We start from the raw sequence: 19,641 nt of genomic DNA on the forward strand, positions 1-19,641 counted from the left end.
AGCAGTTTACATAAATATGAGTCTTTTTAGAAAAATTTTTGGTTCTAGCAATCCGACATCTGATGAAGATCAAGAAAGTGAGTTTAGTAAATCCCATGCTAAAAATACGACCTCTATTGACGAACAGTTTATCTTTAATTTCAAAAAAAATGGAGGCAAATTTTTGTACTGTGAAAACACAGACGAAGTAAAAGAACAATTTGAAAATATTTTAGAAGAAAATGACTGGTTTGAAAGTCAGGTTTTGTGTTATGATGCTACTCTCTTTACAATGTTAGAAGATAACAAACTTACGTATGACAAACCTACAAATCCTAAGTTTCTACTTGCTAGTTGCGAAAATTTGATTGCTGATGAAGGGTCTATATTATTTTCATCAAAACAAATTAAACAGCACAAACCAAACGAATTACCTATAAATATTATTGTTTTAGCTAAAACAAGCCAAATTCTTGGTACAAAAAGTGATGGACTGAGTGCGATTAAAAAGAAATACGAAAGAGATTATCCGACAAATATTACTACCATAAAATATTTCGAGAAAGCCAAAGAAGAAGACTTTACACAATACGGAAGTTCTGCTAAAAATCTTTATTTATTGCTTTTAGAAGATCTTTAAAATGAATGAAACTCTAAAACGAGGTATATCAGGAGCTATTTATATTATATTGTTACTCACTTCTATTTTATATTCTACTGAAAGCTTTTTTATCCTTTTTGGTCTATTTCTTAGTATTGCAGTTTATGAATTTTGTAATTTAGTTCAAATACATAAAATTTTTCCAATTCTTTTTGGCATTGTCTTGTTTACTATAATTACATTGGTAAGCCACTACAATGAAATGACTACCGATCTTTTGAATCAAATTTTCAATAGCGATGTATCAATAGCAATTAACATACAGCAATTGGACGTCGTATTACTAGTAATAGCATTAGTAGTATCCATAAAATGTATTCTTTTCTTATTTTATGATAATATTCAAAAAATAAGCACCTCCTCAAAATATTTGTATTTATTAGGCTATATTATTTTGCCTTTTGTGTTTATTACAAAAATTTCTTTTGGAATAAATGACTATAATCCTAAAATTATAATTGGATTATTTATCTTAATTTGGACTAACGACACTTTTGCTTATATTGTAGGTAAATCTATAGGTCGTACCAAATTATTCGAAAAAATATCACCAAAAAAAACTGTTGAAGGATTCTTAGGAGGAATACTTTTTGCAGTTTTAGCTGGTTATTTAATATCAAAATATTACATCAAAGCAAATCCTGAATTTAGCGACAGATCCATCCTAATTTGGACCTCTATTGCCATTATAGTAGGAATTGCTGGTACTATTGGAGATTTAATAGAATCCAAATTCAAACGTATTGCTGGCGTAAAAGATAGCGGAAGCATAATGCCTGGACATGGAGGCATCTTAGATCGTTTAGATAGTGTTATATTTGTAGCACCAATTATATTTTTATTTTATCAAATTTTAAACTATGTTTCATAAAGAAGGAACCCAATCTATTTTATTAGGTACTATTTTCACAGCTGTTGTCCTATTATTGTCTGACAATTTTAATGACACAAACTGGCTCAAAATGGCTATACAAATAGCAGCTTTATTGCTTTTGATTATCATCTTGCAATTTTTCAGAAATCCAAAAAGAGATGTTATCATTAATGAAAATCATATTCTTGCACCTGTAGACGGTAAAGTTGTGGTTATTGAAGAGATGTATGAAGGTGAATATTTTAAAGACAAGCGCTTGCAAATATCCATTTTTATGTCTCCCATTAACGTTCACGTGACGCGTTATGGACTGAGCGGAATTGTAAAATTCAGTAAATACCATCCGGGTAAATTTTTGGTGGCTTGGCATCCAAAAGCAAGTGAGGAAAACGAAAGGACTACTATTGTAATCGAAAATAAAACATTCGGAGAAATTCTTTATAGACAAATAGCTGGAGCTTTGGCACGAAGAATCGTTAATTATGCCGAAGAAGGAATGCAGGTAATTCAGGGTACTGATGCTGGATTTATAAAATTTGGTTCCAGAGTAGATATATTTTTACCTTTAGGAACACCTGTTAATGTAGTATTGAATCAAAAAGCAATTGGAGGGAAAACAATTATTGCCACAAAAGCATAATGAATGCAAAAGATTTAAATACCCAATTTTTGGAAGCCGTAGAAAAAGCATCTGAAATGACGCAAGCATCTTTACCGCAAGATGTTCAATTGCGCCTTTATGCATTCTACAAACAAGCCATTTTGGGAACTTTAGATCTAAAACAAAACTCTTCCTATCATTTAAGAGATGCTTTTAAAACGAATGCCTGGATGCAAATTAGTCATATTACTCCAGATAAAGCTAAGCAACACTACATCGAAATAATTAATTCTCTGTTGGAAAAATAATCTAATTATGAAAATAATAAAAAAAATTATTGCTATTTTATTGCTGTGCTTAGCACTACAATCTTGCAATAATAAAAAATTAATTGAGGTTGTAGAAGTTCCTTTGCCTACTGTTACAGAGGAAAAAACATCCATTGGTTCCCCAGATGATGTAAAAGCAAATGAAGGATCGTTCCAGCTGGAAAAGTTGCCGTACACTTACAATGCCTTGGCACCAAATATATCAGCTACTACTTTAGAAATGCACTATTCTAAGCATCATTTGACCTATACTAATAATTTGAACAAAGCAATACTAGGAACTCCTTTAGAAAATTTAACTATAGAGGAAGTATTAGCAAAATTAGATCCAAATGATACTGCACTTCGGAACAATGCTGGAGGTTTCTATAACCATTCATTGTATTGGAAATCTATGGCTCCAAAAGCTGGAGGCGAACCAAAAAATATTTTAGCAGAGGCAATATCTAAAGATTTTGGTTCATTTGAAAATTTCACCACGGTATTTAAAGCCGAAGCTACGAAACAATTTGGTTCAGGTTGGGCTTGGCTTATAGTGGATCGCTCCGGGAAATTACAAGTGACAAGCACCGCGAATCAGGATAATCCTTTGATGAAAAATGCGATACTTCCAGGAACACCAATATTAGCCATAGATATTTGGGAACATGCTTATTATATGGATTACCAATACCGACGAAAAAATTATATTGATGCCTTTTTTAATGTCATCAATTGGAAAAAAATAGAAGAAAATTACGAAGCTGTTCCAAAAAAATAGCTTTCGCTTTTTATCATAAAAAAATGCTGATATAAATTTATATCAGCATTTTTTTTGCTCTTTTACTACTACAAAAAACTCTTTCTTACAATTGATAAATAAACGATTCCGAGGGTGCGATTGTAATTTGTGCTTTCCCTTCACCATTAACAACCTGCAATTGAACAGAGCTTTTATGGTATAATTGATCTCTTAATGTGTAATTACCATCTTTCAAATTCCATTTTTGAATAATATCAGCCGGGATTTTTAAATCGAAACTACTGGTGGTCAACCAAGAAAAATTAGTGACAACGATAAGTTTTTGAGTATCAGACCAACGTGAGAATGCATAAATACCAGAATCGTAACCTTGAGTTGTTTGGCGGTTCACCGTTTGAATTTCTTGGTATTTTCCCATTAAAGCGGAACTATTCAAAGAGAAATTCAGCAATTTTTTATAAAAATCACGCAACTCTGTTTCATCTTTAGTCAATTGACCTCCATCAAATTTACCACCGTTCATCCAACGCTGATGATTGGGTACTCCGATATAATCAAAGATTGACGTTCTGGAATGGGTTCCAAATCCTGCGTTTTCATTTCCTGCCTCTCCTACTTCCTGCCCAAAATAAACCATTGTAGGCGAAGTGCTTATTGTAGTCGAAACGACCATCAAAGGTTTTCCTTTTTGCGGGCTTCCTGCAAATTCAGCACTTGCCAAACGTTGCTCATCATGATTGTCCAGAAAATGCAACATGTGATGTTCAATATCTGCCATTCCGTTTTGTATGTCTGATAATCCATCCGGCAATGCTCTTCCTTGAATGATATCTTTTAATTTATCATAGGTTTCCACTTTATCATACAAATAATCCATTTTACCTAAATGAATATAATTTCTATATTCTTTAGGATTATAGACTTCGGCTAATAAAAAAGCATCCGGATTATTTACTTTGATGGCTGAATTCATGTAACTCCAAAATTCATACGGTACCATTTCGGCCATGTCAAATCGAAAACCATCCACCCCTTTTTCTGTCCAATACAATGCAATATCTTTAAATTTATCCCAAGAATTCGGCACATTTTTTCCTTTCCAAAAATCAAAATGTTCCTGATGTGATTTGTTATCAAAACCAGCAGGAAGTTCTGGAAAATCTTTGGAGCCATCCGGACGAATTCCATAATTTACTTTTATGGTTTCGTACCAGTCATTTTTATCTGGTTTTGCCATTCGGGAACCGTTTCCAGTCCATTTTGCTGGAATTTCTTCAAATTTCCCATCAATTAATGGATTCTTTTCTCCATTTAATGGCTTGTCTGTATCGGGAATTTCAAAGCGGGTATTTGGAATATAATAAAAGTTATTGTCTCTTTTGTATTCAACAGTTGTGTCATCATCAGCTCCAAAATCGCTAACCCCGACCGGATTGCTCTTGCCTTCATACTTTCGTGCAATATGATTGGGAACAATATCAATTATCACTTTTAATCCCGCTTTGTGAGTTCGCCCAATCAAAGCTTCAAATTCTTGCAATCTATTCGCAGGAATTACGGCTAAATCTGGATTTACGTTGTAATAATCTTTTACGGCATAAGGAGAACCTGCTCTTCCTTTTACCACTTCGGGGTCATCATTAGAAATCCCAATAGCTGAATAATCCCTAATTAAAGCATGATGGGGAACTCCAGTATACCAAACATACGTAACTCCTAAATCTTTTATTTCCTGTAATGCCCTACCCGTAAAATCGTTGAACTTCCCTACTCCGTTTTCTTCAAGGGTACCCCAAGGCTTATTTGTAGTATTCTTATTCCCGAATAGTCTGGTGAAAACCTGATACACTACTTCTTTTTTATTAGACAATTCTTTGTTCTTAACTGCATTCATTTTTAAATCTTTCGTTTTACAAGCTGTTGCTAAAAACACCACACTTATCCCTGCAACAATAGTTATTTTTTTTATCATATAAAATTATTTTTGCTGATTTTGAAACCTTTTTTTTAAACTGATAATCCAATTTAACTATCAATTTTTAAATTTAATATAATTTAGATAAATGAAGCCGATATCGTTTAAAATTAAAAAAAATCCAGTTTCTAAATTACAACTACAACGAAAGAGTCAATCTAATTGTTGATAACTTAAAAAAGACAAAACAAATAGCTTTCCTTGGCTTTTATAGTAATTATAAATAAATCCTAATATGGATTAGGATTGTATCCTTTTTCATAAATTTGACAAAAAATAAATCCATTGAAGAAATCGCTGTTTTTCCTTTGTTGTTGTTTCCTATTGCTAATTACTAATTTGGTTTTGGCACAAGCTCCAAAAAAAATTATTGTAGAAAATTCTGATTTTGCAGACGTAAATCAAGTAGAAATACCGGATGCATTGTTGCTTATTGGAAACGTACGCGTGAATCATGACGGAGTGGTCATGACCTGTAATAAGGCGTATTATTTCCAAAAAGAAAACTACATCAAGGCTTTTGGAAATGTGCAAATGGTACAAGGTGATACTTTATTTTTGAATAGTAAATATGCCGAATATAATGGGAATGTAAAAAAAGCATACGCTTCTGGAGATGCCGTTATGAGTTCTCCAGATGCCACTTTAGTTACTGAAATAATAAATTTTGATCGCAACATTCAAGAAGTGTTTTATGATACTCCAGGGACGATAACTAATAAAGACAATACCCTACAAAGTAATTCAGGGAGATATTATGTAAAACAAAAAAAATTCCAATTCCTGACAGCCGTTACTATCACAAATCCAACGTATGTAATTAAATCCAATCATTTGGATTATTTTAGTAATTCAGGACATTCGTATCTTTTCGGACCTTCCACTATAACCAGTAAAGCGAATTATATTTATACTGAAAAAGGGTTTTATGACACCAAAAAAAATCTAGCCCATTTTCTAAATAAATCGTACATCCGATATGATGATCGGTTGATTAAAGGCGACAGTTTGTATTATGACCGAAACAGGGAATTTGCATCGGCAACAAGAAATGTAAAAATCACCGATTCTATCAATCGCGGAATCGTAAAAGGACATTATGCTGAAGTATACAAAAAACTGGATTCTATGTATGTTACTAAAAGGGCCGTTGCGGTGAATTTTGTCGAAAATGACTCGGTTTACATCCACGGAAAAAAATTAATGGTTACTGGAAAAGAAGGAAACCGAATTATCAGAGCATTCAATAATGTCCGATTTTTTAAAACAGACATGAGCGGTAAATGTGACTCGATTCATTCGAGTTCCAAAACATCTTTAACCAAAATGATTGGAAATCCGATACTTTGGAATGCTGAAAATCAAATAACAGGTGATGTAATGCATCTAATAGGGAACAATACGACACAAAAACTAGATTCCCTCAAAGTGCTCAATAATACATTTATAGTATCCAAAGACACAATAGGAACGGGTTTTAATCAGGTCAAGGGACAAAATTTATACGGAAAATTTGAAGAAGGAAAACTACATGAGGTAGATATTATAAAAAATGCAGAAGTCATCTATTACATGCGGAACGAAGCACAAGAACTCATTGGCATCAATAAAAATGTAAGCAGTAAAATAAATCTTATTTTAGAAAAAAATGAGATCGAAACCATTACCTTTTTTCAGCAAGTGGATGGTGATATTTATCCGGAAAAGGACTTGCCAGAAAATGCTCGTAAACTAAGAGGATTAGTTTGGCGAGGTGATGAACGCATAAAATCCAAGGAAGATATTTTTCCTCCAGAAGAAAATGAAGACAATAATAAAATAGCCAAAGCAACTCAAGCGGCAGAAGCCAAAGAGGATGTTCCCATGAAAATTCGAAAGGAAACGCTCAATTACGATAAAAAGATAGGTAAAAAGTAATAGTCCGCAATCTATAACAGTTGCAAAGACAAAAGGTTTCAGATAGCACTTTACAAATTAAACAATTAAACAAATAACCGTGAATAACGATTTCCTAAAATACCAAGCACAGACTTCTCCGTACCCTTTGGGCATGGAAGTATCGCATGCTGTAGGTTCTTATATTTACGATTCCAATAATAAAAAATATTTGGATTTTGTAGCCGGAGTGTCTGCTTGTACTTTAGGACACCAACACCCAAGAGTCAATAAGGCCATCAAAGATCAGTTAGATAAATACTCTCATGTGATGGTTTATGGTGAATATTCACAAAGTCCTTCCGTGGAATACTGCAAGTTATTGGCCTCGCTTTTGCCCGCTCCTTTAGACAAAACTTATTTAGTCAATTCAGGGACGGAAGCCATTGAGGGTGCCTTAAAACTCGCCAGAAGAACTACCGGAAGAAGCCAATTGATCTCGTGTCACAATGCCTATCACGGAAATACTATGGGATCCATGAGCGTAATGGGATTTGAAGAACGCAAACAAATCTTTCGTCCCTTGATTCCTGATGTCGATTTTATCACGTTCAATAACGAAGATGATTTGCAAAAAATAACAACGAAAACGGCAGGAATTATCCTGGAAACCATTCAGGGAGGTGCAGGATTTATACAACCACACAATAATTTCCTTAAAAAAGTACGTCAACGTTGCACGGAAGTGGGAGCTATAATGATTCTAGACGAAATCCAGCCGGGTTTTGGGAGAACAGGAAAACTTTTCGGATTCCAAAATTACGATGTCGTTCCTGATATTGTAGTAATGGGAAAAGGAATGGGTGGTGGCATGCCAGTGGGTGCTTTTACAGCTTCTTCAGCCATGATGGATCTACTGAGCGATAATCCTAAGCTGGGTCACATCACTACTTTTGGAGGCCATCCTGTCATTTCGTCAGCTTGTTTGGCGACATTGCAGGAAATTACTGAAACCAATCTCATGGCTGAAGCAGTAGAGAAAGAAAACCTATTCAGATCACTTTTGGTACATCCTTTGATAATAGAGATAAGGGGAAAAGGATTGATGCTGGCAGCAATGACTAAAAGTGCTGATATAACAAACCAAGTGATCCTCAAATGTCAAGACAAAGGACTCATTTTATTCTGGTTGTTGTTTGAAGGATGTGCCATTAGAATAACACCTCCGCTAACTATTTCTGAAGATGAAATTCACGAAGGGTGCAACATCATACTTGAAGTACTGAATGAAATAATGATTAACAATTTTTGATTACAAATTAATATGACGAGTTACATAGCACATTAGTATTCAAAACACTTAAAATAACAGGAAACTATTTCCTAATATGGGTTGTAAACCAAGCAAAAAGAGAAGGATTTCCACTTCAAACGATGTTCACTGAATCCCAATTAAATTAAAAGGACAGTGAAGTAATTAACAGCTCTCGCATCAATATTAAATCAAAACTTTTTTGTTAATTAAATTGTTCACAACAATTATAACTTTCCCTCCCATTACAAGTACGATTACCTAAATTTATTTAGGCTAAATTAAAAACACACAGTATGCAATTAAGCAACGAAGAAGAAGACTATAACTTATCCCTGTCCAAATTTGAGTCCATGTTGAAAACCAACAAAGTGCTCTTTTTTGACTCCGAAGAATTTGAAGAAATCATTCTTCATTATCTCGATATGGGGAAAGCTGCTTTAGCAAAAAAAGCACTTAAGCTGGCATTAGAACAACATCCAAAATCTACTGGTCTTAAACTAGTCCAAGTGGAAATGCTTGTTTATGATGACAAACTCGAATTAGCTGAAAAGCTATTGAATGAGTTGTACGCCATCGAGCCAACAAATGAAGAAATTTACATTCAAAAAGCCAATATTTGTTCTAAAAGAGACCAGCACGAAAAGGCTGTGGAAATGTTAAAAATAGCATTACAATACACCGATGATTATGCCGATGTCTATAATTTGATAGGTATGGAGTATCTTTTTATGGACAATCTTGAAATGGCAAAAGAAAGCTTTATCAAGTGCTTAGAAGAAGATTTAGAAGATCAATCAGCCCTATATAACGTTGTGTATTGTTTTGAATTTCTAGATCAAAACCAAGATGCAATTGCCTATTTGAATAAATACATTGATCAAAATCCGTACAGCGAAATAGCTTGGCATCAACTAGGCCGTTTGCATTACGGTGTAAAAGAGTATGAAAATGCCATTCGAGCTTTTGATTATGCTACTTTGATAGACGATGAATTCCTGGGTGCTTTCATGGAAAAAGCCAAAGCCTATGAACGTTTAAAAAAATACGATGAAGCTATTGAAAGCTACAGCAGAACCATAGAATTAGATGATGCTACTTCATATGCTTTGCTTCGAATGGGAAAATGCTATGAAAGATTAGGCAACAAAGCTCTAGCGTTAAAATATTTCAATCAAACAGTTCATGAAGATCCTCTTTTAGACAAAGGTTGGATTGCCATAACCGACTTCTATGTACGTCAAAAAAATTATCAAAAAGCATTATTTTATGTCAACAAAGCATTAGCTATTGACAATCAAAATCGTTTGTATTGGAAACGCTTTGCTACTATAAATAAACAAATGAGCTTCTTTGAAGAAGCTGAATTTGGATACCGAAAAGCAGTAGAATTTGGCGATACGGAACTTGACACTTGGTTATTTTGGGTAGATATTTTACAGTTTTTAGGAGAATTCGAAAGTGCTATTCAAACTTTATTACAAGCTTCTGAATATTTTCCGGAAGAAAATGAAGTTGAATACCGTTTGGCAGGATTATATTTTATGCTAACTGATACTACAAAAGCAAAATTTCATCTCAGCAATGCTTTACGATTGAATTTTGATAATTACATCCTTTTAGAGGACTTATTTCCAGTGGTTTGGGCAAAAAAAATGGTGCAAAATTATATCGCAAAACATAAAAAACAATAATGGTAGAAATTGTTAGGAAACGCTTCGGATTACTGGGTCGTAATATTAGTTATTCCTTTTCCAAAGGGTATTTTACAGACAAATTTAATAACGAAAATTTTACTGGTTGTACCTATGAGAATTTTGATATTCAAGAAATAAATGCTTTTTCTGAAATAATTAAAAATACTTCGGATTTAAAAGGACTGAGTGTTACGATACCCTACAAGGAAACCGTATTGCCATTTCTGGATAAATTATCTAAAAAGGCAAAAATAATAGGCGCTGTAAACACCATTAAAATCACAAAGAAAGGACAGTCAAAAGGCTACAATACTGACTATTATGGCTTTAAAAAATCACTAGTGCCTCTATTAGAACCGCACCATAAAAAAGCCTTAATCTTAGGGACTGGAGGCGCGTCCAAAGGAGTAGCGTATGCTTTGGAGGAACTGAATATCCCATACACATTTGTCTCTAGAGAAGCTAACGATAATGCTATCAATTATGAGCGAATTAACGCAACGACATTTGATAATTACCAAATCATAATCAATTGTACTCCAGTCGGAACGAGTCCTAATGTAGATGCGATACCATTGATTCCATATGAGTTTTTCACGGATAAACATATTGCTTATGATTTGATTTATAATCCTGCCGAAACACAATTTCTTAAAAGAGCCTCAGCACAGGGAGCTCAAATAAAAAACGGACTGGATATGCTTATTTTTCAAGCGGAGAAAGCGTGGAAGATTTGGAATAAATAATCTAAATACAAAGTTGACTTATTAGACGTTTTTGAATAAGTAAAAAACCACTTTGAAAGTAGTTTTTTTGTTTGAATGAAAAATCGAACTCGACCAAACAAATCTCAATTTCACATCCAAAATCTTAGCTATAATGTAAGGTATTTCTTTTTTCATTTCTTTTTCCAGAGCCAAAAACGATACACTACACAGTAGTAAATTACTTCAAAAAAAAATATTTCATAACCTAAAACGACTATAAATAAAGGATTTGTTTTGAAATTTCATACTGCTTTACTATCTTTCGTCTTCATTACAATTAGAAACCTTACACATTGAAAAAATGTTAGAAGAAAAGAACGATAACCTGCTTAATGCAGATGGAAATTCAGAACAAAATTTTGTTGAATCTAGTCCATCAGAACCTACAGTTTTAGCAACTGCTTCAATTGCTGAACCCAGCGATTTACCAGCAGAAGATAATGTGGTTATTCCATCTGAGAAGGATGCTGCAAAAACAGTTTCCTATATTGAAACCGATAATCAATCAGCAACAGATGCTATAGCAGAAACTAACGCTGAGGAAAGTGAAGATGAATCATTAAAAGAACGTCATGAAATTCCTATGCAGGATTATGATACCTTATCTCTTGAAGCACTTCTAGACGAGCTTAAAAGTTTAGTTTCTAATGAAAAAGTAATGTCCTTTAAGGAGCATATAGAAGAAATTAAAAAAGCCTTTTTAGCAAAATACAATCATCTTCTCGAGGAGAAAAAAGAAGAATTCCTAGCCGAAAATAAAGATTCAAATGAAGAATTTCAATATTATTCTCCACTGAAGGCCCAATTTGATAAATACTACTCTCAATTTAGAGATACTAAAAACACCCATTTCAAAAGTCTGCAAACGAATCTGAAAACCAATTTAGAAAACCGCTTAGCAATTGTTGAAGAACTAAAGGAATTAATAGATCCTCAGGCCAACATCAAAGACACTTTAAAACATTTCAATGATTTAAGAGAACGATGGAAAACCGCTGGACCAATTCCAAAAGATAAATACAATCACGTTTGGAATAACTTTCATTTTCATGTTGAAAATTTCTACGATTATTTGCACTTGGACAGAGAAGCCAGGGATTTAGATTTTAAACACAACTTAGAGCAAAAGCAAAAAATTGTAGCACGTGTTGAAGAATTAGTGAATGAAGCGGATATCAACAAAGCATTTAGAGAATTACAAGATTTACATAGAATCTGGAAAGAAGACATTGGTCCAGTTTCGAGAGAACACCGTGATGCAATCTGGAATAAATTCAGTGATTTGACAAAACAATTGCATGATAAACGCGAAGTCCTGTTTGAAAATCAAAGGGGAACTGAAGTAGAAAATTTAGAAAAGAAAAAAGAAATTATTGCTAAAATTGAAGTTTTGGCTACTGAAAAAGTCAATGCTCATACCCAATGGCTCACCCAAATAGAAAAAGTGGAAGCGTTGCGTACCGCCTTCTTCTCAGCAGGAAAAGTACCTTCGGATGTAAATGAAGAAACTTGGGCTAGTTTTAAAACTGCGGTAAGAAATTTTAATTCTTTCAAAAATTCATTTTATAAAGATATTAAGAAAGATCAAAATGACAACTTGAATAAAAAAACGGCTCTTGTTGCCAAAGCCAAAGAATTACAAGAAAGTCTTGATTTTGCTGCCACTACTCCAATCATGAAACAAATTCAGGATGAATGGAAACAGATAGGGCATGTGCCAAGAAAATATTCAGATAAAATTTGGAAAGAGTTTAAAGATGCCTGTAATCATTATTTTGACAAATTAAAAGAGCAAAAAAATGAGGAAAATGGGGAGGAAGTTGATGCTTTTGATAATAAAAAAGCCTACTTGGAAACATTGAGAGAATTTCAATTGAGCGGAGATCACAAAACAGATTTGGACGCTATCAAGTTACATATTGAAACCTGGAAAAACTTTGGAAAAGTACCGTTCCCAAGAAGGCATATTGAAGGGAAATTCAATAAAATTCTGGATGCCCTTTTTGAAAAATTGAGTTTAAGCAAAAAAGATACTGATATGATGCGTTTTGCTAATAGGATGGATCACTTCTCTGAAAGCAATGACACTCGCAAACTTGATAATGAGAAAATTTTCTTGATGCGTAAAATTGATGAAGTACAGAATGAAATTTTTCAACTGGAAAATAATATTCAGTTTTTTACCAATACGAGAAATGCTAAAAAAGAAAATTCTATAGTATTAGAAGTTCGTAAAAACATAGCCATTCATAAGGAAAGTCTTGATGTTTGGAAAGACAAACTAAAACAATTAAGAAATTTGAAAATAGACTAAATTTCAAAATTATTTCAAAATCAAAAATCATAAGCCTCAAACAATATTAGTTTGAGGCTTTTTTTATAAAATGAATTTGCTCACATAAATTTTAACTTACATTTATTAGAACAAAAAATCTAAAACCACTTCTAAATTTTAAATTTGTAAAATGAATTGGATTCAAAAAATAGGAGTTTTTATTGGACTGATACTAGTTTTATTATTTGCTTTTGCAGCAAAGGAAGAATCAATGCCTACAATAATACCATTAGAAAACTCCAGTTCTTCAGTTTCTGTTGACAGCTTCCATTCTTCCGATTTTATACAACCGCAAGTTAGTAATACAGGCACTGCTTGTCATAAAACTCCAGATTACACCATTACAAAATATCTAGAAAATTTTTTCATTCCAATTCCTGAATTTAAAATTACTACCTTTTTAATTGGTTTCGCGAAACAAGACATCAATAGATGCGAAATGGTTTCGCTCCTACTCTTTCCTTTTCATTCTTTTTGGTGATATAAACCCTGGTTTCTTATTTAGAAGATAGACTTTTCTTCCCATTGAATTGATCCCATTTGGTTTTCAGTTCAACTTACCATGATTTATCAAAAACTTAAAAACAAAAAAATGGATACATCCGTAACAATAATTGGCATTATACTAATATTAATAATTGCTATTCCTCTTTTCTATTCTATTAGGAATAGCTCGATTAATAAAACAAAGATTAAAGCCATAAAAGCTAAATTCAGTCAAAACGATTATTTTAATTTTAAATCAACCGAAACACTTAATAAAAAAGTATTGGCGTTAGATGAAATAAATAAAGGATTTCTTTTGATAGATTTAAACGCAAAGCAAGAAGTTGTTTCGTTTGTTGACTTAAAAAGTATACAATCCTGCAAACTAGTTCTAACTACAGAAAATAATAGTGATACGATTCTAAAAATTGAATTTGAATTTCAATACAAAGTAAGCAAAACTGCAGCATTCATACCGTTTTATAAAATTGAGAATGATCAAATAGGTCAAGTTTGCTTGTATGAGGATCATCAACTAGCCAAAAAATGGACAAAAATGATTCAGGATTGCCTTACGGTTTAAAAAACTGTTTTGTTCTAAAAAAGAGGCTTTATAAGCCTCTTTTTTTATGAAAGGTTTTTTCAATATGATAATTATCATTTTAATATTTGAGCAGTCGTTTTACTTTTGCTTAATGTTAAATGACTCCGCTATGAAAAATTCTTTAATTCAAAAATACAATGTTCCAGGCCCCAGATACACCAGTTATCCAACGGTTCCCTATTGGGATGAAACTGATTTTTCAGATAAAATTTGGGCTGAAACGCTAAAAAAATCATTTAAAACAAATAATCACATTGAGGGAATCAGTTTATACATTCATTTGCCTTTTTGTGAAAGCTTATGCACTTTTTGTGGCTGTAATAAGCGTATTACAAAAAATCATGCGGTTGAAAATCCGTATATAAAGGCAGTTTTGAAAGAATGGACATTATATTGTAAAATTCTTGGAGAAAAACCAACCATCAAAGAAATTCATTTGGGTGGTGGAACACCCACATTTTTCTCTACAAAAAATTTAGAAGATTTAATGAATGGTATTTTTTCTCATGCCAATAAAGCCAAAGACCATGAGTTTAGTTTTGAAGGTCACCCCAATAATACATCGTACGAACATTTACAAAAGCTGTACGATTTAGGTTTTAGAAGAGTAAGTTTTGGTGTTCAGGACTATTCAGAGAAAGTACAAAAAGCTATTCACCGCTTGCAGCCTTTTCATTATGTGGCTAAAGTTACATTCTGGGCCAGAGAAATTGGGTATACATCTATAGGCCATGACATTATTTTTGGTTTGCCATTTCAGGACCTAGAAGATGTTATCGATACAATTGAGAAAACAAAATCATTACAGCCCGATCGATTGGCCTTTTATAGTTACGCGCACGTTCCATGGATTAAAGGAAATGGACAACGGGGTTTTCATGATAATGATATTCCAAAAGACGACAAGAAGAGGATATTATATGAAATTGGTAAAAAATTATTACATAAAAATGGTTATTATGAAATAGGAATGGATCATTTTGCGTTGAAAACAGACCGTTTACACGAGGCTTTTCAAAACGGCACATTGCACCGTAATTTTATGGGCTACAGCTCTTCAAAGACACAAGTAATGGTTGGATTGGGAGTTTCTTCTATCAGTGACAATTGGTACAGTTTTGCACAGAACGTAAAAGATTTAGAAGATTATTATCAAATATTAGAATGGAATAAATTACCGATTTTCAGAGGACATTTATTGACTAATGAAGACCTCATCATCAGAAAACACATTCTGAATTTAATGTGCCAATTTGAAACTTCCTGGACAAACAAGGAAATGTATTTCAATGAAATTCCCACTATTTTATTTCAATTGAAAGAAATGGAAAATGATGGTATACTAATCATTACAGACAATAGCATTACAGTTACAGAAAAAGGGAAACCGTATGTTCGTAATATTTGTATGGCATTCGATTTACGTTTGAAAAGAAAAACTCCAGAAACCGAATTGTTCTCAATGACAATCTAATAATTACTAATATTCCAAAATAAAAAAGCACGCTGAATGGCGTGCTTTTTATATACTCTGTAATTAGGAAATTAATGACAATCCGGGTTAGATTGAATATACAAACTCATATTTGACGGGGAAATATAAGGAATCCCTAATCCCAATCCCCTTAAAATAAATAAGCAACCAATGCATACCGCTACATAAGGAATCGCTTTCTGGATTCGGTTTCGAATGGGTACCGTTAGGAATGAATTGATATACATTACGGTACTCATCAAAGGAACGGTTCCTAATCCGAATAAAATCATATACAAAACCCCCAGACTTTCACTTTGCATGGCGATAGCACCAAACAACGCAAAATAAACCATTCCGCAAGGTAAAAAACCATTCAGCAAACCAATCGTGAACAGAGATTTGTAACTCTTGTTTCTAAACTGACTTCCTAATGCCGTTTTGATTTTAGAAATTAATTTAAAAACTGGTTTTGAAAAATTGTATTTAGCAAAAAGTTTGTCTGGAATTATAACTATCAGAATCATGGCTACACCAATGAATATGGATAAATTCTGTTGTAAGCCGGCCATAAAAAAACCTTTTCCAAGCAATCCAAAAACAAAACCTATTGTAGCATAAGCCATTAATCTTCCTAAATGATAGGTAATGATTTGAGCTGCTTTTTTGGTCTGATTCGTTCTGTCTACGGGCAACATCATAGCAATAGGACCGCACATACCAATGCAGTGAAAACTACTTATTAAACCGAAAATGAAGGCAGTGTACAGCATTTTTTTAGTCTAATGTTATAAAGTCGAAAGTCTTAAAGCCGATTACTGAACTTTATAATTTTTGACTTAAGATTAATTAATATAAATTGTTTCTTTAGACAAATACGATTTTCCTTCGTATTGCCATTCCATATTAATATCCCATCGACCGCCTGCCAAACTTTTTTTAGGTATGAGTAAAGTAGTAGCATCAGATAGTGAAATTGGAATTTCAAAATCTAATTTTTTGTTAGACGGTCTGTAAAGGGACACTTTACCTTTGATGTTTTTTGGAACAAATACTTTTGGGAATATTATTTCAACTCCATTTGAAGCATTATTTATTGTTGGCTTTTGTCCTAAATCTGCAACATTTTGAACACGAGCCATTTCATCTCCAAAATGTGCATCGTGTTTGTAATATTCTTCTACCACTAACTCATTGTCATATTTTGAATCGGATTGTACCGTAAAAACAAAATACAAAATGAAGGTTATAAACAAACCAAAAGCAATAACGATTCCCATTCCCCAATTAATTTTCATACTATTCTTTTTATTAATTCTATTCCCAGATTAAAAGGATATTAATCAAAACTTCGCGGACTTAAGAAATTAGTGGTGCTGGTTTCAATTTTTTCATCTCCATTATACACCTCAATTTTCAATTTTGTTTTATCACTGTCCAATAAATTTTGCTTGATTTCAACAAACAGCGTTCCGCCATTCATACCTTGTTTTGACACTTTTAAATATTGCTTCCCAACTACTTTTAAAGTTCCTTTTACACCCACCAATTTGAAATGAATATCATTAAAATCGGTATTGGTTTTATTGATAATTTTAAAAGTATAAATATTACTGATATTTTCGCCTTTGTGTTCGAATAACTGACCTGGTAGCCTAAAAATACTGGCTTCAACATCCGAACGCAAAAACAACAATCCAATCAAAATTCCTGTAAGAATGAATAATACGGCTGAATACCCTTTCATTCTGGGTGTGAACTTGAACGTTACTTTTTTCTCAATTTCATCTTCAGATGCATAACGAATCAGTCCTTTTGGCAATCCTATACCGTCCATAATCGTATCACATTCATCAATACAAGCGGTACAATTGATGCATTCCATTTGAGTCCCGTTACGAATATCAATTCCGGTTGGGCAAACATTTACGCATTGCTTGCAATCGATACAATCGCCTTTTCCAGTAACAGTTCTATCCTCTTTTTTGTTGAATTTAGCCCTACCCAACTCTTTTTCGCCACGAACAAAATCGTACGCTACATTAATCGATTTATCGTCTAATAAAACACCTTGTAATCTTCCATAAGGACAGGCGATAATACAAACCTGTTCTCTAAACCAAGCAAAAATAAAATAGAAAACTCCTGTAAAAATAAATAAAGAAACTAAAGTACTCAGATGATTTTCAGGTCCTTCTACAATCATTAAAAGTAGCTTGTCACTGCTGATAAGATAAGCCAGAAAAACATTGGCAATAAAAAAAGAGATGATTAAGAAAATTGTCCATTTAAAGGCTTTTTTTCTAATTTTCTCTGCATTCCATTCCTGTTTTTCCAAACGAATCTGAGCACCACGATCGCCTTCAATCCCGTATTCTATTCTGCGGAAAACCATTTCTAAAAAGATAGTCTGTGGACAAATCCATCCGCAAAATATTCGTCCATAAATCACCGTAAAAAGGATGACGAAAACGACACCAATAACCATAAAAAGAACAAAAAGATATATATCCTGAGGCCAAAATGGAAATCCGAAAATATTAAATCGCCGCTCCAATATATTGAACATCATGAACTGATTGCCATTTATCTTTATAAAAGGATTCGCAACAAGTACAATGAGTAAAAAATAACTAACCCATTTCCTATAATCATAAAACTTTCCGGAAGGCTTTTTGGGGAAAATAAATTTTCTGTTTCCTTCCTCATCAATCGTCCCAATGGTATCTCTAAAAGTTTCGTCTGATAATTTTGACATTTTTTTTATTTAAAAACAAGTTCAAAATAATTATTAAAGTTCTTAAGCTAAATAAAAACGTGTGTTTCTAATTGTTATTTAACAGCAACAGTACCCTTTTCTTCCACCCAAAATTCCCCTTCTGGAGCTTTTGCATCAGGTGGATTAGTTCCCTTCAAGGATAGAATGTAGCTGGCCACTTTTTGCATTTCTTTAGGTTTTAATGTTCCTTTCCAGGAAATCATTCCTTTTCCGTCACGTCCTCCATTTACTAGCGTATGAAATACATTTTTTATTCCGCCACCTAAAATCCATTGTTCGTCCGTTAGATTTGGTCCAATTTGTCCTCCACCGTCAGCTCGGTGACAAGCGGCACAATTAGTAGTAAAAATTTCTTTTCCCGCTGCTAAATCCGTAGGATCTGTCAGCAAGGTCACCGTTTTTTCATCCATCATGTCCGGAGCCGTTTTCATGTATTCGGCAATATCAATTTTGGCTTGAGCCACTTCTTTTTTAAGTTCCATTTCTTGATTGTCAGCTCCTAAGACTTCGTATCGAACCATGTAAACAACCCCAAAAATGATACAAGCATAGAATAAATACACCCACCACGGCGGTAAATTGTTATCTAATTCTTTTATTCCGTCGTAATCATGTTCTAATAATAACTGACCTTCATTATCCAATGACTTGGTTTTAGTCAATTTTTCCATCAGCTTTTGGTACCATTCGCTATCCTTGAAACTAAAATCGTTTGCCTCATTTAATTTGTTTTTTTGTTCTTCGGTCAATAAATGATACATAATAGTATCAACAGCGCCCATCGTCATTTCAATTGCTATCAAAAGAAAAAGAAACACGAATAAGAATACAGAAACCATTGGAAATTTTATAAAAGCAGGACGATCTCCTGAGTCAATAAAATATTCCATTGCCATCAATACAGCAAAGAAAATAACGGGGACTCTAACGTATACTGGAATTAATTTTTTCATTTTTAAATTTTAAAAAATTATATTGTTTAATTGTCTCGCAATGGAATTTGGCTCAATTCGCTTATCGTTTCTTTCTTATAAGAGAAAACCCAAAGCCCGAGGCCCACGAAAAAGACGAAAAAAATTAATAATGATATGATGGGATATAGTGCCACACCTTCTATCGTTTCCATATTGTGCTTTATTTGTTCGAACATA

At 33.2% G+C, this 19,641-nt stretch carries 19 protein-coding genes; 13 read left to right on the forward strand and 6 right to left on the reverse strand.

From position 1 onward, the window contains the following. Window positions 1-16 precede the first annotated feature (16 nt). From ACNQF9_RS09940 to ACNQF9_RS09960, 5 genes are read left to right on the forward strand one after another with little or no spacing between them, the layout of a single operon-like run. Window positions 17-619: a lactate utilization protein B/C gene (locus ACNQF9_RS09940; RefSeq protein WP_417959591.1), complete on the forward strand. Its 603-nt coding sequence runs from the start codon at window positions 17-19 to the stop codon at window positions 617-619. A 1-nt stretch (window position 620) separates the two neighbouring features. Further along, entirely contained in the window at window positions 621-1,511 is an 891-nt protein-coding gene (locus ACNQF9_RS09945; protein WP_417990160.1) for a phosphatidate cytidylyltransferase, read from the forward strand. Then, a complete protein-coding gene (locus tag ACNQF9_RS09950; RefSeq protein WP_417990161.1) occupies window positions 1,501-2,154 on the forward strand; it encodes a phosphatidylserine decarboxylase family protein in 654 nt (217 codons plus the stop codon). Before ACNQF9_RS09945 ends, ACNQF9_RS09950 begins: the two co-directional genes overlap by 11 nt. Next, the gene (locus ACNQF9_RS09955; RefSeq protein WP_417990162.1) at window positions 2,154-2,423 is read left to right on the forward strand and encodes an acyl-CoA-binding protein; all 270 of its coding nucleotides are present in this window, start codon (window positions 2,154-2,156) and stop codon (window positions 2,421-2,423) included. The genes ACNQF9_RS09950 and ACNQF9_RS09955 overlap by 1 nt, the downstream gene beginning before the upstream one ends. Before the next feature lie 7 nt (window positions 2,424-2,430). Further along, the gene (locus ACNQF9_RS09960) at window positions 2,431-3,204 is read left to right on the forward strand and encodes a superoxide dismutase (protein WP_417990163.1); all 774 of its coding nucleotides are present in this window, start codon (window positions 2,431-2,433) and stop codon (window positions 3,202-3,204) included. A gap of 85 nt (window positions 3,205-3,289) precedes the next feature. Here the strand turns inward: ACNQF9_RS09960 and ACNQF9_RS09965 are convergent, their stop codons facing one another. Continuing rightward, entirely contained in the window at window positions 3,290-5,158 is a 1,869-nt protein-coding gene (locus tag ACNQF9_RS09965; protein ID WP_417990164.1) for an alpha-amylase family protein, read from the reverse strand. Window positions 5,159-5,446: 288 nt separating this feature from the next. Here ACNQF9_RS09965 and ACNQF9_RS09970 point away from each other — a divergent pair, with 288 nt between their 5' ends. The 8 genes from ACNQF9_RS09970 to hemN all read left to right on the forward strand — a co-directional run bounded on the left by ACNQF9_RS09970 (window position 5,447) and on the right by hemN (window position 15,711). Further along, complete coding sequence (locus ACNQF9_RS09970) at window positions 5,447-7,078, forward strand: OstA-like protein (RefSeq protein WP_417990165.1); 1,632 nt, start codon at window positions 5,447-5,449, stop codon at window positions 7,076-7,078. A gap of 79 nt (window positions 7,079-7,157) precedes the next feature. Next, window positions 7,158-8,348 carry an aspartate aminotransferase family protein gene (locus ACNQF9_RS09975; protein ID WP_417959582.1) on the forward strand — a complete coding sequence of 397 codons (1,191 nt, stop codon included), beginning with the start codon at window positions 7,158-7,160 and terminating at the stop codon, window positions 8,346-8,348. Window positions 8,349-8,644: 296 nt separating this feature from the next. Further along, the gene (locus ACNQF9_RS09980; RefSeq protein WP_417959581.1) at window positions 8,645-10,042 is read left to right on the forward strand and encodes a tetratricopeptide repeat protein; all 1,398 of its coding nucleotides are present in this window, start codon (window positions 8,645-8,647) and stop codon (window positions 10,040-10,042) included. Beyond that, on the forward strand, window positions 10,042-10,791 hold the full coding sequence (locus tag ACNQF9_RS09985) for a shikimate dehydrogenase family protein (protein ID WP_417990166.1): 750 nt from the start codon (window positions 10,042-10,044) through the stop codon (window positions 10,789-10,791). The genes ACNQF9_RS09980 and ACNQF9_RS09985 overlap by 1 nt, the downstream gene beginning before the upstream one ends. Before the next feature lie 322 nt (window positions 10,792-11,113). Further along, on the forward strand, window positions 11,114-13,126 hold the full coding sequence (locus tag ACNQF9_RS09990; RefSeq protein WP_417990167.1) for a DUF349 domain-containing protein: 2,013 nt from the start codon (window positions 11,114-11,116) through the stop codon (window positions 13,124-13,126). A 151-nt stretch (window positions 13,127-13,277) separates the two neighbouring features. After that, complete coding sequence (locus ACNQF9_RS09995; RefSeq protein ID WP_417990168.1) at window positions 13,278-13,628, forward strand: hypothetical protein; 351 nt, start codon at window positions 13,278-13,280, stop codon at window positions 13,626-13,628. Between the two features lie 111 nt (window positions 13,629-13,739). Continuing rightward, the gene (locus ACNQF9_RS10000) at window positions 13,740-14,216 is read left to right on the forward strand and encodes a hypothetical protein (protein ID WP_417990169.1); all 477 of its coding nucleotides are present in this window, start codon (window positions 13,740-13,742) and stop codon (window positions 14,214-14,216) included. Window positions 14,217-14,346: 130 nt separating this feature from the next. Continuing rightward, window positions 14,347-15,711: an oxygen-independent coproporphyrinogen III oxidase gene (gene hemN, locus ACNQF9_RS10005; protein ID WP_417990170.1), complete on the forward strand. Its 1,365-nt coding sequence runs from the start codon at window positions 14,347-14,349 to the stop codon at window positions 15,709-15,711. Window positions 15,712-15,782: 71 nt separating this feature from the next. On the opposite strand, the gene ACNQF9_RS10010 is transcribed toward hemN, so the two are convergent. The 5 genes from ACNQF9_RS10010 to ACNQF9_RS10030 all read right to left on the reverse strand — a co-directional run bounded on the left by ACNQF9_RS10010 (window position 15,783) and on the right by ACNQF9_RS10030 (window position 19,640). Continuing rightward, complete coding sequence (locus ACNQF9_RS10010) at window positions 15,783-16,484, reverse strand: sulfite exporter TauE/SafE family protein (RefSeq protein WP_417990171.1); 702 nt, start codon at window positions 16,482-16,484, stop codon at window positions 15,783-15,785. Between the two features lie 72 nt (window positions 16,485-16,556). Further along, window positions 16,557-17,009, reverse strand: a complete 453-nt coding sequence (locus ACNQF9_RS10015; RefSeq protein ID WP_417990172.1) for a FixH family protein — start codon at window positions 17,007-17,009, stop codon at window positions 16,557-16,559. A 41-nt stretch (window positions 17,010-17,050) separates the two neighbouring features. Then, window positions 17,051-18,469, reverse strand: coding sequence for a cytochrome c oxidase accessory protein CcoG (gene ccoG / locus ACNQF9_RS10020; RefSeq protein WP_417990173.1), 1,419 nt, complete (start codon window positions 18,467-18,469; stop codon window positions 17,051-17,053). 74 nt (window positions 18,470-18,543) lie between these two features. After that, window positions 18,544-19,443 (reverse strand): cbb3-type cytochrome c oxidase N-terminal domain-containing protein, encoded by a 900-nt coding sequence (locus ACNQF9_RS10025; protein WP_417990174.1) that lies wholly within the window; start codon window positions 19,441-19,443, stop codon window positions 18,544-18,546. A gap of 26 nt (window positions 19,444-19,469) precedes the next feature. Further along, window positions 19,470-19,640 (reverse strand): cbb3-type cytochrome oxidase subunit 3, encoded by a 171-nt coding sequence (locus tag ACNQF9_RS10030; RefSeq protein WP_417959568.1) that lies wholly within the window; start codon window positions 19,638-19,640, stop codon window positions 19,470-19,472. Between the last annotated feature and the right edge of the window lies 1 nt (window position 19,641).

It is taken from the genome of Flavobacterium amylolyticum, assembly GCF_048284335.1.
GTDB lineage: Bacteria > Bacteroidota > Bacteroidia > Flavobacteriales > Flavobacteriaceae > Flavobacterium.